This window comes from Pseudomonas sp. EpS/L25 (assembly GCF_001512295.1).
Lineage (GTDB): Bacteria > Pseudomonadota > Gammaproteobacteria > Pseudomonadales > Pseudomonadaceae > Chryseomonas.
Map to the genome: position 1 here is coordinate 1,244,568 of NZ_LNUP01000002.1, position 17,667 is coordinate 1,262,234.

Genomic DNA, 17,667 nt, shown 5'->3' on the forward strand with positions numbered 1-17,667 from the left:
CGTCATGGATAGCCTGTACCTCGCTGGCCAGTGGCGCCCCGGCCAGGGCGAGACCTTCACCTCGCTCGATCCCTATGCCGGCTCGGTGCTCTGGCAGGGTGCCGCGGCGAGTGCCGCGGATGTCGATCAGGCCATCGCGGCCGCGCGCCAAGCCTTTCCCGCCTGGGAAGGCCGCGGCCGGTCCGCGCGCCTGGATATCCTGCAGGCCTTCGCCCAGGTGCTGCAGCAACGCCGTGCGGAGCTGGCGCGTGCCTTGGGCGAGGAAACCGGCAAGCCACTCTGGGAGGCCGATACCGAGATCGGCAGCATGATCGCCAAGGTGGCCATCTCCGCCCAGGCCGAAGAGGCCCGCGGCGGCGAGCGTTCCACCGCCCTGGCCGATGCCCGCAGTGTGACCCGCCATCGGCCGCACGGGGTCCTGGCGGTGTTGGGACCCTACAATTTTCCGGGCCATCTGCCCAACGGCCACATCGTGCCGGCGCTGCTGGCCGGCAATACGCTGGTGTTCAAGCCCAGCGAGCTGACGCCACGCTTCGCTGCCCTGACCCTGGAATGCTGGATCGCCGCCGGGCTGCCGGCCGGTGTGCTCAACCTGGTCCAGGGCGGTCGCACCACCGGGGAAGCCCTGGCTGGCCATGCCGGCCTGGACGGCATCCTCTTCACCGGCTCCAGCAGCACTGGCGCCGCCCTGCATCGGCTCAATGCCGAGCGTCCCCAGCGGCTGCTGGCCCTGGAGATGGGCGGCAACAATCCGCTGGTGGTGGCGCCCGTGGCCGACCTGGACGCGGCCGTGGTGACCATCGTCCAGTCGGCCTTTCTATCCGCCGGGCAGCGCTGCACCTGCGCCCGCCGCCTGATCGTGCCCGCGGGTGCCTGGGGCGATGCCCTGCTGGAACGCCTGGTGACCGTGAGCAGCCAGCTCACCGCCGGTCGCTTCGACGCCGACCCCGCGCCCTTCATGGGCACGGTGATCTCCCTGGCCGCGGCCGAGGCCCTGCTGCGCACCCAGGCCCAGCGCCTGGCCCAGGGCGCGCGCGCCTTGCTGGAGATGCGTCAGCCGGAAGCGGGTCGCGCATTGCTCACGCCGGGGATCCTCGAGGTATCCGGGGTCGCCGGGTTGCCCGACGAAGAGGTCTTCGGCCCGCTGCTGCAGGTCCAGCGCTATGGCGCTTTCGCCGAAGCCCTGGCGCTGGCCAACGCCACCCGTTTCGGCCTCGCCGCCGGGCTGCTGGCTGACGACCCCGTCACCTACGAAACCTTCTGGCAGGGCGTGCGGGCGGGCATCGTCAATTGGAACCGTCCCCTTACCGGCGCGGCCAGCGCGGCGCCCTTCGGTGGCGTCGGCGCCTCCGGTAACCACCGGCCCAGCGCCTACTACGCCGCGGACTACTGCGCCTTCCCGGTTGCCTCGCTGGAGAGCGCCGCCTTGCACCTGCCCAACCAACTGCCCCCAGGACTACAGCTATGAGTCACGTCGCTTGCGCTGCTCGGGAGGTCAACTTCGACGGCCTGGTCGGCCCGACCCACAACTATGCCGGCCTGTCCTACGGCAACGTGGCGTCCCAGGCCAGCAAGCAGCTGCGTTCCAATCCGCGTGAAGCGGCGCGCCAGGGCCTGGCGAAGATGCAGGCACTGATGGAGCTGGGCTTCGAGCAGGGGGTTCTGGCACCCCACGAACGGCCCGACATCGCCTCGCTGCGCCGTCTCGGCTTCGCCGGCAGTGATGCCCAGGTGCTGGCAAGCGCCGCGCGCGAAGCCCTGCCGTTGCTGCTGTCCGCCAGCTCCGCCTCGGCCATGTGGACGGCCAACGCTGCCACCGTCAGCCCCAGCGCCGACACCCGGGATGGCCGCGTCCACTTCACGCCGGCCAACCTGGCCTGCAAGTTCCACCGCAGCCTGGAGCCGGCCACCACGGCGCGCATCCTCCAGGCGATGTTCCCTGATCCTGCGCATTTCCAGCACCATGCGCCGCTGCCTTCGGTGGCCCAGTTCGGCGATGAAGGTGCGGCCAACCACACCCGCTTCAGTCGCGATCACGGCGCCCCGGGCGTGGAGTTCTTCGTCTTCGGCCGCAGCGCCTTCGATCCCCGCTATCCCGAGCCCCACCGCTACCCCGCGCGGCAGACCCTGGAAGCTTCCCAGGCCATCGCCCGGCTGCACGGCCTGAGCGAGGAGGGCGTGGTCTTCGCCCAGCAGAATCCCGTGGTGGTGGACCAGGGGGTCTTCCACAACGATGTGATCTCGGTGGGCAACGCCCAGGTCCTGTTCCACCACGAGGACGCCTTCCTCGACAGTCCGCGCATCCTCGACGAGCTGAGCGAGAAACTGGCGCGGCGCGGCGGCGAGTTGCAGCGGCTCTGCGTGCGCCGCAGCGAGATCAGCGTCGGCGATGCGGTACGCTCCTACCTGTTCAACAGCCAGTTGCTGGATCGGCCCGGCCAGGGTGCGCTGCTGGTGGTACCCGACGAATGCCGGCAGAACGCCGCGGTCTGGGACTACCTGCAGGCCCAGGTGAACGGCCAGGGTCCGCTGGGCGAGGTCAAGGTCTTCGATCTGAAGCAGAGCATGCAGAACGGCGGGGGGCCCGCCTGCCTGCGGCTGCGGGTGGCACTCAAGGCCGAGGAACTGGCGGCGGTTAATCCCGGGGTACGCTTCACCCCGGCGCTGCACGCCCAGTTGCTGGACTGGGTGGATCGCCACTACCGTGATCGCCTGGACCCGGCCGACCTCGCCGATCCGCAGCTGCTGGGCGAGGTCCGTACCGCCCTGGACGAGCTGACCCTGTTGCTCGGCCTCGGCTCGGTCTATCCCTTCCAATTGCCCTGATGCCCGGAGTGTCCATGAGCCATCGTCTCGACCTCATCCTCGAATCCACCGCCGACCAGCAGCAGGAACTGCAGGTCCAGCGCCTGGCCATCCGCCTGGCCGGCCGCGACCTCTGGCTGGAGGCCGACGGTGCCGGTGGCCTCAATATCTTCGCCGACTCCCAGGATGACGAAGACCAGACCCCGGTACTGGTGTTGCGGCCCCAGGCCCTGAATGCCCTTGGCCTGTCCATCGCCTTCGAGACCTTCGCCGACGACGGCGATGAGAATCATGTCCATGACGCCGATTGCGGTTGCGGCCACGATCATTGAGTATCTAGGCACAGATCGCTCAGCGGAGTAGAGCATGGCTGCACCTGAACGTTATCGGTTGGCCCTTGGCCGCCTGCTGGACCTGACCCTGGCCGGCCGCGAGCCGACCGAGAAGATTCAATTGACCGCCGACGGTACCCGTCTCCACTGGCTGACCGAGGGCGTCCTGGAAGTGACGCCGCCGGTGGCTCGGGACAATGGCATGGACCTGCTGCTCTCGGCTGGCATCCATGGCAACGAAACGGCGCCCATGGAGCTGCTGGACGACCTGCTCGGTGCCATCGCCAGTGGAGCCCTGCGCCCGGCCAGTCGCCTGCTGTTCATGTTCGGCAATCCCGACGCCATGCGGCGGGGGACCCGCTATCTGGAACAGGATCTCAACCGCCTGTTCAACGGTCGCCATGCCCAGGCCGAAGGCCCCGAGGCGCAACGCGCCAACGATCTGGAGCGCCTGTCCGCGCAATTCTTCAGCAAACCCGACCGCGCCCGGCTGCACTACGACCTGCACACCGCCTTGCGCGCCTCGGCGCTGCCGCGCTTCGCCCTCTATCCCTGGAGCGCTGGGCGCGAACACTCGGAAGCCGAACTGCAGCGCCTCGAAGCGGCCGGCATCGAAGCCGTGCTGCTCTACGACAAACCCGGTATCACCTTCAGCGCCTACACCTACGCCGAGTGCCAGGCCGAGGCCCTGACCCTGGAGCTGGGTCAGGCCCGCCCCTTCGGCGAGAACAGCGAGCTTGACCTGAGCCGCCTGCGGCTGATGCTCGAAGCCCTGATCGAAGGCCGTGAAGCCGAATTGCCGCCACCCGATTCGTCGTTGCTGCGCTTTCGCGTGGCGCGGCAGGTATACAAGTCCAGCCCGCGCTTCCAGCTGCACCTGGCGGACGATGTAGCCAACTTCTCGCCCCTGCGGCAGGGCTCGCTGCTGGCCGAGGACGGCAGCGAGCGCTGGATCGTTGACGAAGCCGATGCGCGCATCATCTTCCCCAATCCCAAGGTCGCCGTCGGCCTGCGCGCTGGACTCATCGTGGTCCCAGCATAGAGGTAGCCATGATCGACCTGCGTAGCGATACCGTCACCCAGCCCACGCCGGCCATGCGCCAGGCCATGCTGGACGCCGAGCTCGGCGACGACGTCTACGGCGAAGACCCCACCGTCACGCGCCTGGAGCAACGCCTCGCGGGCGATCTCGGCTTGGCCGCCGGCCTTTTCGTACCCAGTGGCACCATGAGCAACCTGCTGGGTCTGCTGGCGCATTGCGAGCGGGGCGACGAATACCTGGTAGGGCAGCAGGCCCACACCTACAAGTACGAAGGTGGTGGCGCCGCGGTGCTCGGCTCCATCCAGCCGCAGCCCATCGAGATGGCCGCCGATGGCAGCCTGGATCTCGAGCGGGTGCGCAGCTATATCAAGGCCGACGACTTCCATTTCGCCCGCACCCGCCTGCTGGCGCTGGAAAACACCATGCACGGCAAGGTGCTGCCGCTGGCCTATCTGGCCGCCGCGCACGCTTTCACCCGCACGCACGGCCTGGCGCTGCACCTGGATGGCGCCCGACTGTACAACGCCGCGGTCAAGCTGGGCGTGCCCGTGCGCGAGATCAGCCAGTATTTCGATTCGGTATCGGTCTGCCTCTCCAAAGGCCTCGGCGCCCCGGTCGGCTCGGTACTCTGCGGGGATGCCGCGCTCATCGCCAAGGCGCGGCGCTGGCGCAAGGTGGTCGGCGGCGGCATGCGCCAGGCCGGCCTGCTGGCGGCGGCGGGTCTCCATGCCCTCGATCATCACGTCGAGCGTTTGGCCGAGGACCACGCCCACGCCGCGCAACTCGGCACCGCCCTGGCCGAACTCGGCTACTCAGTGGAGCCGGTGCAGACCAACATGGTCTATCTCGCCATGGGCGACGGGGCACCCGCCCTGCAGGCTTTCCTCGCCGAACGCGGCATCCGCATCAGCCCGGCACCGCGGCTGCGGCTGGTCACCCATCTGGACGTCAGCGCCGTCGATATCGAGACCGTCATCGCCGCTTTCGCCGCCTACCTCCACCGCTAAGTCTTCCGACGACGTTTTTCCTGCGCAACCGGGGCGACACCGGGGCGCGGGCGTCGATATACTCCCAGGCATGCGTGTCCGTTTTCCGCACGTGCCGCGTCTGCGGCGCCCGCTTCGTTCGTCTCGTCTGCGATCCAGGTCGGATGCCCGTCACGCGCGTCGAAAAGCCCATTGTCTGGAATGAATATGAAAAGCGCCGAAATCCGCGAAGCCTTCCTCCGCTTCTTCGAAGAGAAGGGGCACACCCGCGTCGCCTCCAGTTCGCTGATCCCCGCGAACGATCCGACCCTGCTGTTCACCAATGCCGGGATGAACCAGTTCAAGGACTGCTTCCTGGGCATGGAAAAGCGCAGCTATACCCGCGCCGCCACCAGCCAGAAGTGCGTGCGTGCCGGCGGCAAGCACAACGACCTGGAAAACGTCGGCTACACGGCGCGCCACCACACCTTCTTCGAGATGCTGGGCAACTTCAGCTTCGGCGACTACTTCAAGCGCGACGCCATCCACTTCGCCTGGGAATTCCTCACCTCGCCGAACTGGCTGGGCCTGCCCCGGGAAAAGCTCTGGGTCACCGTCTATGCCACCGATGACGAGGCCTACGACATCTGGACCAAGGAAGTCGGGGTGCCCGAGGCGCAGATGGTGCGCATCGGCGACAACAAGGGCGCGCCCTACGCGTCGGACAACTTCTGGACCATGGGTGACACCGGTCCCTGCGGCCCCTGCACCGAGATCTTCTTCGACCACGGTCCCGAGATCTGGGGCGGCCCGCCCGGCTCCCCGGAAGAAGACGGCGATCGCTACATCGAGATCTGGAACAACGTCTTCATGCAGTTCAACCGTACCGCCGATGGCGTCCTGCATCCGCTGCCCGCGCCCAGCGTCGACACCGGCATGGGCCTGGAGCGGGTGAGCGCCGTACTGCAGCACGTACACTCGAACTACGAGATCGACCTGTTCCAGAACCTGCTGGCGGCCTCGGCCGCAGCCATCGGCTGCGCCAACGACGACGCCCCGTCGCTCAAGGTGGTGGCCGACCACATCCGTTCCTGCAGCTTCCTGATCGCTGATGGCGTGCTGCCGTCCAACGAAGGCCGCGGCTACGTGCTGCGCCGCATCATTCGTCGCGCCTGCCGTCACGGCAACAAGCTGGGCGCCCAGGGCACCTTCTTCCACCAGATCGTCGCGGCCCTGGTGGCCGAGATGGGTCAGGCCTATCCCGAGCTAGTGCAGCAGCAGGCGCACATCGAGCGCGTGCTGCGCACCGAGGAAGAACAGTTCGCCAAGACCCTGGAGCAGGGCCTGAAGATCCTCGAGCAGGATCTGGCACAACTCCAGGGAGACACCATTCCCGGTGACGTGGTGTTCAAGCTCTACGACACCTACGGCTTCCCGGTGGACCTGACCAACGACATCGCCCGCGAGCGCAACCTGAGCCTCGACGAGGAAGGCTTCGAGCGCGAGATGGAGGCCCAGCGCGAGCGGGCTCGTTCCGCCAGTGCCTTCGGCGTGGACTACAACAGCCTGGTCAAGGTCGAGGGTGAGACCCGTTTCCTCGGCTACGACACCACCAGTGCCTCGGGCACCATCGTCGCCCTGTACCGCGCCGGCCAGCCGGTGGACAGCCTGGCCGAAGGCGAGGAGGGCGTGGTCATCCTCGACCAGACGCCGTTCTACGGCGAGTCCGGTGGCCAGGTCGGTGATACCGGTACCCTGGAGAGCGCCGGCGTCGGCTTCGCCGTGCGTGACACCACCAAGACCCAGGGCGCCTTCCTGCACCACGGCGTGGTGACCAAGGGCAGCCTCAACGTCGGCACCTCACTCATGGCCCAGGTCGACGCCGGCCGCCGCCAGGGCATCGCCCTGAACCACTCCGGCACCCACCTGCTGCACGCGGCGCTGCGCCAGGTGCTGGGCGATCACGTCCACCAGAAGGGCTCCCTGGTCAACGACCAGCGCCTGAGATTCGACTTCAGCCACTTCGAGGCCATCAAGCCCGAAGAGCTCAAGCGCATCGAGGCCATCGTCAACGAAGAGATCCGCAAGAACAGCGCCGTGACTACCGAGGTCATGGCCATCGACGAGGCCAAGGCCCGTGGCGCCATGGCGCTGTTCGGCGAGAAGTACGGCGACGTGGTGCGCGTGGTCGGCATGGGCGGTGATTTCTCCGTCGAGCTGTGCGGTGGCACCCATGTGGCCCAGACCGGCGACATCGGCCTGCTCAAGCTGGTCAGCGAGGGCGGCGTGGCCTCCGGCGTGCGCCGCGTGGAAGCCATCACCGGTACCGCGGCCCTGGCCTATCTCAATGGCGCCGAGGAGCAACTGCGCGAAGCCGCCAGCCTGCTCAAGGGCAGCCGCGACAACGTGCTGGACAAGCTGGCCGCGCTGATCGAACGCAATCGCCAGCTGGAAAAGGAAGTCGAGCAGCTGAAGGCCAAGGCCGCCAGCGCCTCGGCCGGTGACCTGGTCAATCAGGCGGTGGACGTCCGGGGCGCCAAGGTCCTGGCCGCGCGCCTGGACGGCCTCGACGGCAAGGCACTGCTGGCGCTGGTCGACCAGCTCAAGAACAAGCTCGGCAGCGGCATGATCCTGCTGGGCGGCGAAGCCGACGGCAAGGTAGTGCTGGTAGCCGGCGTCACCGCTGACCTGACCGCCAAGCTCAAGGCCGGCGAGCTGATGAAGCGCGCCGCGGCCGTGGTCGGGGGCAAGGGTGGCGGTCGGCCGGACATGGCCCAGGGCGGCGGCACCGACGCCAGCCAGCTCGAAGCGGCCCTGGCTTGTGCTGGTCAATACGCCGAGGAAAGCCTCTAAGAAGCTGTTCACTATCTGCTGCGCGTCGGCCAAACTGCGTTGAAAATGCCTTCGGAATGCTCATTTACCCTGCGTAAACCCGATCGCGGGTCCGATCCGCTTCCTCAGGCATCTGATTCGCTAGCGCTCACCCTTCGGGCCAGCCGTTGGCTGTTACTCCCGGTGGTCGTTGCGCCTTGTTTGGCTCTAGCTCGCGAGATCGTGAACAGCTGCTAAGCGGGTGCGGGTTGCCAGGGGAGGGCGACCCGAAACCTCATCCAACAATGTAAATCAGATTTTTCTGCGGACGGGCAGCAAGCAATGGCATTGATCGTACAGAAATTCGGCGGTACCTCGGTGGGTACGGTGGAGCGTATCGAGCAGGTCGCCGACAAGGTGAAACGCTTCCATGAAGCGGGTGACGAGATCGTGGTGGTGGTGTCGGCCATGAGTGGCGAGACCAACCGCCTGATCGGCCTGGCCAAGCAGATCATGGAGCAACCCGATCCGCGTGAGCTGGACGTCATGGTCTCCACCGGCGAGCAGGTCACCATCGGCCTGCTCGCCATGGCGCTGCTCAAGCGCGGCGTCCAGGCGGTGTCCTATACCGGCAGCCAGGTGCGCATCCTCACCGACAGCGCCCACACCAAGGCGCGCATCCAGCAGATCGACGACGCCCGCATCCGTGCCGACCTCAAGGCGCGCAAGGTGGTGGTCGTGGCCGGCTTCCAGGGCGTCGACGAGCAGGGCAACATCACTACCCTTGGCCGGGGTGGCTCCGACACCACCGGCGTGGCCCTGGCGGCCGCGCTGAAGGCCGACGAGTGCCAGATCTATACCGACGTCGATGGCGTCTACACCACCGACCCCCGCGTGGTGCCCCAGGCCCAGCGCCTGGACAAGATCACCTTCGAGGAGATGCTGGAAATGGCCAGCCTCGGCTCCAAGGTGCTGCAGATCCGCTCGGTGGAATTCGCCGGCAAGTACAACGTGCCGCTGCGCGTGCTGCACAGCTTCCAGGAGGGTCCGGGCACCCTCATTACCCTTGATGAAGAGGAATCCATGGAACAGCCGATCATCTCCGGCATCGCCTTCAACCGTGACGAAGCCAAGCTGACCATTCGCGGTGTGCCGGATACCCCCGGCGTGGCCTTCAAGATCCTCGGCCCGATCAGCGCGGCCAACATCGAAGTCGACATGATCGTGCAGAACGTGGCGCACGATAACACCACCGACTTCACCTTCACCGTGCACCGCAACGACTACCAGAGCGCCCTGGAGATCCTCAAGCGCACCGGCGTCGAGATCGGCGCGCGGGAGTCGGTGGGCGACACCAAGATCGCCAAGGTGTCCATCGTCGGCGTCGGCATGAGATCCCATGCCGGTGTGGCCAGCCAGATGTTCGAAGCCCTGGCCAAGGAGAGCATCAACATCCAGATGATCTCCACCTCCGAGATCAAGGTGTCGGTGGTCATCGAGGAGAAATACCTCGAGCTGGCCGTGCGCGCATTGCACACCGCCTTCGAACTCGACGCCCCGGCACGCGGCGCCGAGTGATCGTGAAGCGAGGCCCCTGCCACAGGGGCTTCATCTATCGCCCGGGCTGCGGAACTTTCCTTGCATGAATGCAGGTCAATAGCGACTAGAGGGTCCATTCAGGGATCGTTCCGGGTTATTCGTGCAGACTGGGTTAAAGCTTAAGGAGAATGGAATGCTTATTTTGACTCGTCGGGTTGGTGAGACCCTGATGGTAGGTGACGAAGTCACCGTGACGGTGCTGGGAGTCAAGGGCAACCAAGTCCGGATCGGTGTCAACGCGCCCAAGGAAGTCGCGGTTCATCGCGAGGAAATCTACCAGCGCATCCAGAAGGAAAAGGACCAAGAACCAAACCACTGATTTTTTTTGAATTTTTCTCTTTGCAAATGGGCAAACCTTCGATATAGTTTCGCCCCGTTGCGGTGAGGTGGCCGAGTGGCCGAAGGCGCTCCCCTGCTAAGGGAGTACACCTCAAAAGGGTGTCGAGGGTTCGAATCCCTCCCTCACCGCCATTTGCAAGACCTGGCTCCGCTGTACTGACCTCGAAGGTAAGTACCTGATAAACAAGCAAATTCGCTTGACACGTCAGAAACGGTGGCTAGAATACACGGCTTCAACGCACTCGTAGCTCAGCTGGATAGAGTACTCGGCTACGAACCGAGCGGTCGGAGGTTCGAATCCTCCCGAGTGCGCCAAATCGACGAAGCCTCTGGCTTCAGCAGTACCAGCGGTGTTCTGGCTAAACGCACCGAAACGCACTCGTAGCTCAGCTGGATAGAGTACTCGGCTACGAACCGAGCGGTCGGAGGTTCGAATCCTCCCGAGTGCGCCAAACATGAAGAAGGGCCTGCAGCGATGCAGGCCCTTTTTTATTGCCCGTGGATTCATGTTTATTGCTCCAGGAATTCATGGTCATTGCCCATGGATTCGTGCTTATTGCCCGTGGCTCCATAAAGATATCTGGGGTCAATCACCTTGCCGAGGTTCTGCCTAGGCCCGGTCTCAGTTTTTCGAATATTGCCAGCGAGAGGGTCGCAACATGCAATGGGACAGACCGGCTCCCCATGTCATGCCGCTGCGGATCGGTGCCGAGCACATCGACGGCCTGGGGCACGCCAACAACGCGGCCTACGTCACCTGGCTGGAGCGATGCGCCTGGCAGCACTCCAGCGCCCTGGGCCTGGACCTCGCTACCTTCCGGCGGCTGGATCGGGCGATGGCCGTCGTCCGCCACGAGATCGACTATCTCGTCAGTGGCCGCCAGGATGACGAGTTGCTGCTGGGCACCTGGCTGGTGGACTGGGATCACCGCCTCCGCATGACTCGCCAGTTCCAACTGCTGCGTCCAGTCGATGGCGTGACCCTGCTGCGCGCCCGGACAACCTTCGTCTGCATCGAACTGTCGTCCGGCAAGCCCAAGCGCATGCCACCCGAGTTCCTGGCCGGTTACGGCCAGGCCTTGCCAGGGGAGGGCGTCTGAACATGGAGATCGCCCTGGCGCCCATGGAGGGCCTCGTCGACGACATCCTGCGCGAGTTGCTGACCGAGGTCGGTGGACTCGACTGGTGCGTGAGCGAATTCATTCGCGTCTGCGATCGCCTGTTGCCCGCGGCGGCCTTCGCCAAGCTGGCGCCGGAGCTGGCGCAGGGCGCGCGGACGCCGTCGGGCACGCCCATGCGGGTGCAACTGCTGGGCTCGGACCCGGCCTGCCTCGCCGACAACGCCGCCTTCGCCTGCACCCAGGGCGCACCGGTGATCGATCTCAACTTCGGCTGCCCGGCCAAGACCGTCAACAAGTCCCGTGGCGGGGCGGTGTTGCTCAAGGAGCCCGAACTGCTCAACCGCATCGTCGAGAGCGTCCGCCAGGCCGTGCCAGCGGCCATTCCGGTGACCGCCAAGATGCGCCTGGGCTATGACAGTCCGGACAGCGCCCTGGCCTGCGCCGAGGCCCTGGCGGCCGGAGGCGCGGCGCAGTTGGTGGTCCATGCGCGCACCAAGGTGGAGGGCTATCGCCCGCCGGCCCATTGGGAATGGGTGGCGCGGGTCGCCGACCGGGTAGCCGTGCCGGTGCTGGCCAATGGCGAGATCTGGACCCTGGACGATTACTGGCGTTGCCGTAGTGTCAGTGGCCAGGCCTCGGTGATGCTGGGTCGTGGCCTGGTCTCGCGCCCGGACCTGGCGGTGCAGATCGCCGCTGCCGTGCGCGGTGAGGAGGCGCGCCCCCTTGGCTGGGCCGAGATCCTGCCGCTGGTGCAGCGGTTCTGGCTGATGGCCCAGCGCAAGCTGGCACCGCGCTACGCGCCAGGTCGACTCAAGCAGTGGCTGGGGATGCTGACGCGCAGCTATCCCGAGGCCGCAGCGCTGTTCGCCCAGGTGCGGCGGGAGTCCGATTGCGCCCTGATCGATCGTCTGCTCGGTCTGAACGGCCCCAGCCCGGCCAACCTTGACCTCGATCAATACGCGTCCTCGCCGGTCGTCTAGGCTGCCAAGGGTGGTGACGGCGGAGCGTCGTCGCCGCGAGCACGCAAGGCACTTCAGGCGACCCCGGGTCGCCTTTTTTTCGTCTGCTGCACCGGTCGGAACTTAGCCTGCGCAGCGCGGCCTATGCTGGACCTCCGGCAATCCTAGAACCTAAGTGCGCCTACCCTGGACCGTCTTTCTGGCACCTTCGCCCGCGGCGCTCGCCTTCGCCGGCAAGACCCTGTTCGCCGCCGGACTGGCACTGTGGCTGGCCTTTCGCTTCAATCTCGAGCAGCCGGTCTGGGCCTGCATGACGGTGATGATCGTGTCCCAGCCGCTGTCGGGCATGGTGGTGGCCAAGGGACTGTTCCGCCTGCTCGGTACCCTGGCCGGTACCTGCATGGCGGTGGTGCTCATGGGGCTGTTCGCCCAGACGCCCTGGCTGTTCCTGCTGGCCCTGGCCAGCTGGATGGCGCTCTGTACGGCTGCCTCCACGCTGCTGCGCAATCACCTCTCCTACGGCTTCGTCCTGGCCGGCTATACGGTCGCCATCATCGGCCTGCCGGCCATCGCCCATCCGCTGACGGTGTTCGACCAGGCGGTAGCCCGCTGCACCGAGATCTGTCTGGGGATCGTGGTGGCCTCGGCGGTAAGCGCCCTGATCTGGCCGCAGCGCGTCGAGCAGACCCTGGCCGCCCAGGCGCGCCGTACCTGGGAGCAGGGCGTGGCAGCGGCGCGGGCGGAGCTGGCTGAGGCCGAGGATGCCACCCAGGGCCTGCTCGCCATGCTCGGCCAGGTGGTGGCGGTGGATGCCCAGCGTGACCACACCTGGTTCGAGGGCCAGCGCGGTCGGCAACGCGCCAGGGCGTTGCGTCTGCTCTCGCGCGACCTGCTCAGCCTGCTGCGCACGGCCCGGGGTGCCATGCGCCAGTGGCGGGCCCTGGATGCGCCCCGGCGCGCCGCGGTGCAGGGCTGGCGCGAGGAACTGCTCGCCACCCTGGCCGACCCCCGTCCGCCGGCCCTGGAGGCCCTGCTGCAGCGTTTGCGCGAGGCGGCGGGTGCCGACCCCTTGCTCGACAACGATCAGCGCTACCTGCTCGCTCGCTTCGCCATCCTGCTGGACAAGATCCTGCTCGCCGGGCGCGCCCTGGACAGCGTCCATACGGCGCAGCTCAGCGCCGTGGCACCCTCGGCCCTGGCCCGCCATCGTGATCTGCAGACAGCGCTGCTCTACGGTCTGCGCAGCGCCGGCGCGCTGCTCGGTGTGGGGGTGTTCTGGCTGGCCAGCGCCTGGCCCTCGGCGCCCGGAGCCATGCTCATGGCCGGGGTGATCTGCAGCCTGTTCGCCAACCGCGACAATGCCGTCACCATCGGCTTCGGCTTCCTGCGCGGCATCCTCTATGCCGCACCGGTCGCCATCGTCATCAGCCAGGTGCTGCTGCCGCAGATTTCCGGCTATCCCTTGCTCTGCCTGGTGCTGGGTGTGCCGCTGTTCTTCGCCGCCCTGGGGATGGCCGGACCGCCGGCGGTGGTGGGCACGGCGACGGCCTTCGCCATTCATCTGCTGGTACTGGTCTCTCCGAGCAACCAGGGACAGGTGGGCATGGCGGCCTTGCTCAATCAGTTGCAGAGTCTGCTGATCGGCGTCGGCTTCGCGGTGCTGATGTTCCGCCTGATCAGCCTGCGCACGCCGCGGCGTACCAGCCGCCGCATCCTGGAGGCCACCACCTACGACCTGCAGCGGCTGACCGCCGTCCCCCTGGCCAACGCCGAGACCTGGTTCGGTGGGCGCATGGCGGATCGCCTGTTGCTGCTCGCGCGCCATATCGAGCAACTGCCGCCAGGCGAGCGCAGGCGTTGGGAGCAGGGGCTGCTGGCGCTGGACCTGGGCAACGAGCTGCTGCACCTGCGCGCCTGCCTGGCCGGTGCCCAGGGCGAGGTGGCACGGGCCCGGGATGCCTTTCTGGCCCTCTTCGCCGAGCGGTTGGCCGTAGGCTTCGGCGCGCTGCAACCAAGCGCCCTGGACGAGGCCGCGAGTCGCCTGCGCCTGGCCCTGGACGGGGCGCCGGACGACGAGCCCCATCGGCTCGCGCGCGGCGCCATCGGTCAACTCCAGCAGACCTGGCGCGGCTGTTGTCCGAAGGTGGAGCAGGAGGAGGGTGCCTATGAATCTGCATGAGTGGGCGATCGGCGGGGTCTATCTCGGACCGCTGTTCGTCTATGGCGTCCTGGCCCTGGTCCTGACCGCGCTGTCCCTGTGGCTGCTGCAGCGCAGCGGGCTGGGGCGCTACCTGTGGCACAGCGCCCTGTTCGGCTGCGCCCTGTTCGTGCTCTGGCTGGCCGGCATCGTCGCCGTCCTGGCTACCTGAGCTCTATCGACAAGAGGATCGAGACGGCGATGCACAAGACCCTGCGTGTGGCGATAACCCTGGTCGTGGTACTGCTCGCGGTACTGGCCGGCACCTGGCTGTGGCACTTCTATCTCTATACACCCTGGACCCGAGATGCGCGGGTCCGCGCCGACGTGGTGGTGGTGGCGCCCGACGTGTCGGGCTGGGTCACCCGCCTGGCGGTGGTGGACAACCAACTGGTGAAGCCCGGGGACCTGCTGATGCAGATCGACCAGCAGCGCTACCAGGCCAATCTGGAGCATGCCAAGGCGGTGGCCGAGACGCGCCAGCAACAACTGCGTCTGCGCGAGAGCGAGGCCGCGCGCCGTCAGCGGCTGGGCACCAGCGCCATCAGCGCCGAGGATCGCGAGACGGCCCAGGTCAATGTCGCCGTGGCCCGCAGCCAGTATCAGGAGGCCCTGAGCGACGTCAACCTGGCCCAGATCAACCTGGACCGCAGCCGGGTGCTGGCGCCGCGTGAAGGTCGCATCACCAACCTCAGATTCGCCGAGGGCAACTACGTGCAGACCGGCCAGGCGGTGATGGCCCTGGTGGATACCCGGTCCTTCTACGTCATGGCCTATTTCGAGGAAACCAAGATTCCCCACATCCATCCGGGTGACGCGGTGCGGGTACGGCTGATGAATCACGCCGCACCGCTGCAGGGCCGGGTGGCGAGCATCAGCAGCGGAATCACCGATCGTAACGCGGCCAACGATGCGCAACTGCTGGCCAACGTCGAGCCCACCTTCAACTGGGTACGCCTGGCGCAGCGCATCCCGGTACGCATCGAATTGCTGGATGTGCCGGCCGAGATCCACCTCAGCGCCGGCATGACCGCCAGCGTATCGGTGCTCGATGACGAGGGTCATCATCCGCTGCAGGGCTGGCGCGGGCTCTGGGACTACTGAAAGTCTCGAATGGGCTGAAAAGTCGCCGAGCGAAGGCCAGGCAAGGCGCGACGACCAACGGGAGTAACGGCCAGTGGCTGGCCCTTAGGGTGAGCGCCAGCGAATCAGATTCGCGAGGAAGCGGACCGGGCTCGCGTTCGAGTCTACGAGTGGTAAATGAGCATTCCGAGCGAATTTGCAACGCGGCATGGCCGAGCGCATGCCCTTTTCAGTACGACTAAAGTCGTCTGGAAGCCTTACCGGGCGCGCCTAGAGTAGAGCTCGACGCTCCCGTCATGCTGTAAGGAACAACAATAATGAATGACAGCACCTACCGGCGGATTGAAGCCAGTCCGCGTTTCCAAGAGCTGGTGACCAAGCGCGGACGCTTCGCCTGGACGCTCTCCGCCATCATGCTCGGACTCTATTCCGCCTTCATCCTCCTGATCGCCTTCGCCCCCAAGGTCCTCGGCACCCGTATCCATGCGGAGACCGCCATGACCTGGGGCATTCCCCTGGGCGTCGGCCTGATCCTTTCGGCCTTCATCCTGACCGGCATCTACGTCCGCCGGGCCAATGGCGAATTCGATCGTCTCAACGCGGAAATCCTCCGGGAGGTGCAGCCATGAGACGTCTTTCCCTGGCTGCCACACTGCTGGCCCTTTCGCCTTCGCTCTGGGCCGCCGATGCCATCAGCGGCGCAGTCCAGCGCCAACCCCTGAACGTCTCCGCCATCCTGATGTTCGTGGCCTTCGTCGGCGCCACCCTGGGCATCACCTACTGGGCCTCCAAACGCAATCGCTCCGCCGCCGACTACTACGCCGCCGGTGGGCGCATCACCGGTTTCCAGAACGGCCTGGCGATCGCCGGTGACTACATGTCGGCCGCCTCCTTCCTGGGCATTTCCGCCCTGGTGTTCACCTCCGGCTACGACGGCCTGATCTACTCCATCGGCTTCCTGGTGGGCTGGCCGATCATCCTGTTCCTGATCGCCGAGCGCCTGCGCAACCTGGGCAAGTACACCTTCGCCGACGTGGCCTCCTATCGCCTCAAGCAAAAGGACATCCGTACCCTGTCCGCCTGCGGCTCCTTGGTGGTGGTCGCCCTCTACCTGATCGCCCAGATGGTCGGCGCCGGCAAGCTGATCCAGCTGCTGTTCGGCCTGGACTACAGCATCGCCGTGGTGCTGGTGGGTATCCTCATGGTGCTCTATGTCCTCTTCGGCGGCATGCTGGCCACCACCTGGGTACAGATCATCAAGGCGGTGCTGCTGCTGTCCGGTGCCAGCTTCATGGCCTTCATGGTGATGAAGCACGTCGGCTTCGACTTCAACCGACTGTTCGCCGAAGCCATCGCCGTGCACCCCAAGGGCGAGGCCATCATGAGCCCCGGCGGCCTGGTGAAGGACCCGATCTCGGCCTTCTCCCTGGGCCTGGCGCTGATGTTCGGCACCGCTGGCCTGCCGCACATCCTGATGCGCTTCTTCACCGTCAGCGACGCCAAGGAAGCCCGCAAGAGCGTGTTCTACGCCACCGGCTTCATCGGCTACTTCTACATCCTGACCTTCATCATCGGCTTCGGCGCCATCCTGCTGGTCAGTACCAATCCGGCCTTCAAGGACGCCGCCGGCGCCCTGCTGGGCGGCAGCAACATGGCCGCGGTGCACCTGGCCAACGCCGTGGGCGGCAGCATCTTCCTCGGCTTCATCTCGGCGGTGGCCTTCGCCACCATCCTGGCGGTGGTGGCCGGCCTGACCCTGGCCGGTGCCTCGGCGGTCTCCCATGACCTCTACGCCAGCGTGATCAAGCAGGGCAAGGCCAACGAGAAGGACGAGATCCGCGTCTCCAAGATGACCACCGTCGCCCTGGGCGTGGTCGCCATCGCCCTGGGTATCCTCTTCGAGAAGCAGAACATCGCCTTCATGGTGGGCCTGGCGTTCTCCATCGCCGCCAGCTGCAACTTCCCCATCCTGCTGCTCTCGATGTACTGGAAGCGGCTGACCACCCGCGGTGCCATGATCGGTGGCTGGCTCGGCCTGATCACCGCAGTGGCTCTGATGGTGCTCGGCCCGACCATCTGGGTGACCATCCTTGGTCACGCCAAGCCGATCTACCCCTATGAGTACCCGGCACTGTTCTCCATCGCCGTGGCCTTCATCGGTATCTGGTTCTTCTCCATCACCGACAAGTCGGCGGCGGCCGAGGAAGAGCGGGCGCGCTTTTACCCGCAGTTCGTCAGATCCCAGACCGGCCTGGGTTCCAGCGGTGCCGTCACCCACTGATGGTCTGCCCGGTTAGGCCGAAGCCCGGATCGAGCTATCGATCCGGGCTTTTTCATGGGCGGATGACTGGTCCTGGACCGCAAATCCGCAGTCTGGCCACCCGCAACGGGATTTTTCAGTGGCCCGCTGGGGT

15 protein-coding genes and 3 tRNA genes are annotated in these 17,667 nt (G+C 66.4%); all 18 read left to right on the forward strand.

All coding sequences use genetic code 11. The annotated features are described in order from the left end of the window. The first annotated feature begins 4 nt into the window (after positions 1 to 4). The 18 genes from astD to AR540_RS06865 all read left to right on the forward strand — a co-directional run bounded on the left by astD (position 5) and on the right by AR540_RS06865 (position 17,534). Positions 5 to 1,468 (forward strand): succinylglutamate-semialdehyde dehydrogenase, encoded by a 1,464-nt coding sequence (gene astD, locus AR540_RS06780; RefSeq protein ID WP_059227210.1) that lies wholly within the window; start codon positions 5 to 7, stop codon positions 1,466 to 1,468. Continuing rightward, positions 1,465 to 2,826, forward strand: a complete 1,362-nt coding sequence (gene astB, locus AR540_RS06785) for an N-succinylarginine dihydrolase (protein ID WP_059227212.1) — start codon at positions 1,465 to 1,467, stop codon at positions 2,824 to 2,826. Before astD ends, astB begins: the two co-directional genes overlap by 4 nt. Positions 2,827 to 2,840: 14 nt before the next feature. Beyond that, positions 2,841 to 3,137 carry a hypothetical protein gene (locus tag AR540_RS06790; protein WP_059227214.1) on the forward strand — a complete coding sequence of 99 codons (297 nt, stop codon included), beginning with the start codon at positions 2,841 to 2,843 and terminating at the stop codon, positions 3,135 to 3,137. Positions 3,138 to 3,171: 34 nt separating this feature from the next. Beyond that, positions 3,172 to 4,179, forward strand: coding sequence for a succinylglutamate desuccinylase (astE, locus tag AR540_RS06795; RefSeq protein WP_059227216.1), 1,008 nt, complete (start codon positions 3,172 to 3,174; stop codon positions 4,177 to 4,179). A gap of 8 nt (positions 4,180 to 4,187) precedes the next feature. Continuing rightward, positions 4,188 to 5,186 (forward strand): low-specificity L-threonine aldolase, encoded by a 999-nt coding sequence (gene ltaE, locus AR540_RS06800; RefSeq protein ID WP_059227218.1) that lies wholly within the window; start codon positions 4,188 to 4,190, stop codon positions 5,184 to 5,186. A 186-nt stretch (positions 5,187 to 5,372) separates the two neighbouring features. Next, positions 5,373 to 7,997, forward strand: coding sequence for an alanine--tRNA ligase (gene alaS, locus AR540_RS06805; protein WP_059227220.1), 2,625 nt, complete (start codon positions 5,373 to 5,375; stop codon positions 7,995 to 7,997). Positions 7,998 to 8,297: 300 nt separating this feature from the next. Continuing rightward, positions 8,298 to 9,533 (forward strand): aspartate kinase, encoded by a 1,236-nt coding sequence (locus AR540_RS06810; RefSeq protein WP_059227222.1) that lies wholly within the window; start codon positions 8,298 to 8,300, stop codon positions 9,531 to 9,533. Positions 9,534 to 9,687: 154 nt separating this feature from the next. Further along, complete coding sequence (gene csrA / locus AR540_RS06815; RefSeq protein WP_007159101.1) at positions 9,688 to 9,873, forward strand: carbon storage regulator CsrA; 186 nt, start codon at positions 9,688 to 9,690, stop codon at positions 9,871 to 9,873. Between the two features lie 61 nt (positions 9,874 to 9,934). Continuing rightward, positions 9,935 to 10,025 (forward strand) — tRNA-Ser (locus AR540_RS06820). Between the two features lie 106 nt (positions 10,026 to 10,131). Further along, positions 10,132 to 10,208, forward strand: a tRNA-Arg gene (locus AR540_RS06825). A 60-nt stretch (positions 10,209 to 10,268) separates the two neighbouring features. After that, positions 10,269 to 10,345: transfer RNA gene (locus AR540_RS06830), tRNA-Arg, on the forward strand. 207 nt (positions 10,346 to 10,552) lie between these two features. Further along, positions 10,553 to 10,993 carry an acyl-CoA thioesterase gene (locus AR540_RS06835; RefSeq protein ID WP_059227223.1) on the forward strand — a complete coding sequence of 147 codons (441 nt, stop codon included), beginning with the start codon at positions 10,553 to 10,555 and terminating at the stop codon, positions 10,991 to 10,993. Between the two features lie 2 nt (positions 10,994 to 10,995). Continuing rightward, the gene (locus tag AR540_RS06840) at positions 10,996 to 11,994 is read left to right on the forward strand and encodes a tRNA dihydrouridine synthase (protein WP_059227225.1); all 999 of its coding nucleotides are present in this window, start codon (positions 10,996 to 10,998) and stop codon (positions 11,992 to 11,994) included. A gap of 154 nt (positions 11,995 to 12,148) precedes the next feature. Beyond that, positions 12,149 to 14,152, forward strand: a complete 2,004-nt coding sequence (locus AR540_RS06845; RefSeq protein ID WP_059227227.1) for an FUSC family protein — start codon at positions 12,149 to 12,151, stop codon at positions 14,150 to 14,152. Further along, on the forward strand, positions 14,139 to 14,342 hold the full coding sequence (locus AR540_RS06850; RefSeq protein ID WP_059227230.1) for a DUF1656 domain-containing protein: 204 nt from the start codon (positions 14,139 to 14,141) through the stop codon (positions 14,340 to 14,342). Before AR540_RS06845 ends, AR540_RS06850 begins: the two co-directional genes overlap by 14 nt. A gap of 29 nt (positions 14,343 to 14,371) precedes the next feature. Then, a complete protein-coding gene (locus tag AR540_RS06855; protein ID WP_059227232.1) occupies positions 14,372 to 15,274 on the forward strand; it encodes an efflux RND transporter periplasmic adaptor subunit in 903 nt (300 codons plus the stop codon). Between the two features lie 296 nt (positions 15,275 to 15,570). Further along, on the forward strand, positions 15,571 to 15,882 hold the full coding sequence (locus AR540_RS06860) for a DUF485 domain-containing protein (protein ID WP_059227234.1): 312 nt from the start codon (positions 15,571 to 15,573) through the stop codon (positions 15,880 to 15,882). Beyond that, the gene (locus tag AR540_RS06865; protein ID WP_059227236.1) at positions 15,879 to 17,534 is read left to right on the forward strand and encodes a cation acetate symporter; all 1,656 of its coding nucleotides are present in this window, start codon (positions 15,879 to 15,881) and stop codon (positions 17,532 to 17,534) included. Before AR540_RS06860 ends, AR540_RS06865 begins: the two co-directional genes overlap by 4 nt. Positions 17,535 to 17,667 lie beyond the last annotated feature (133 nt).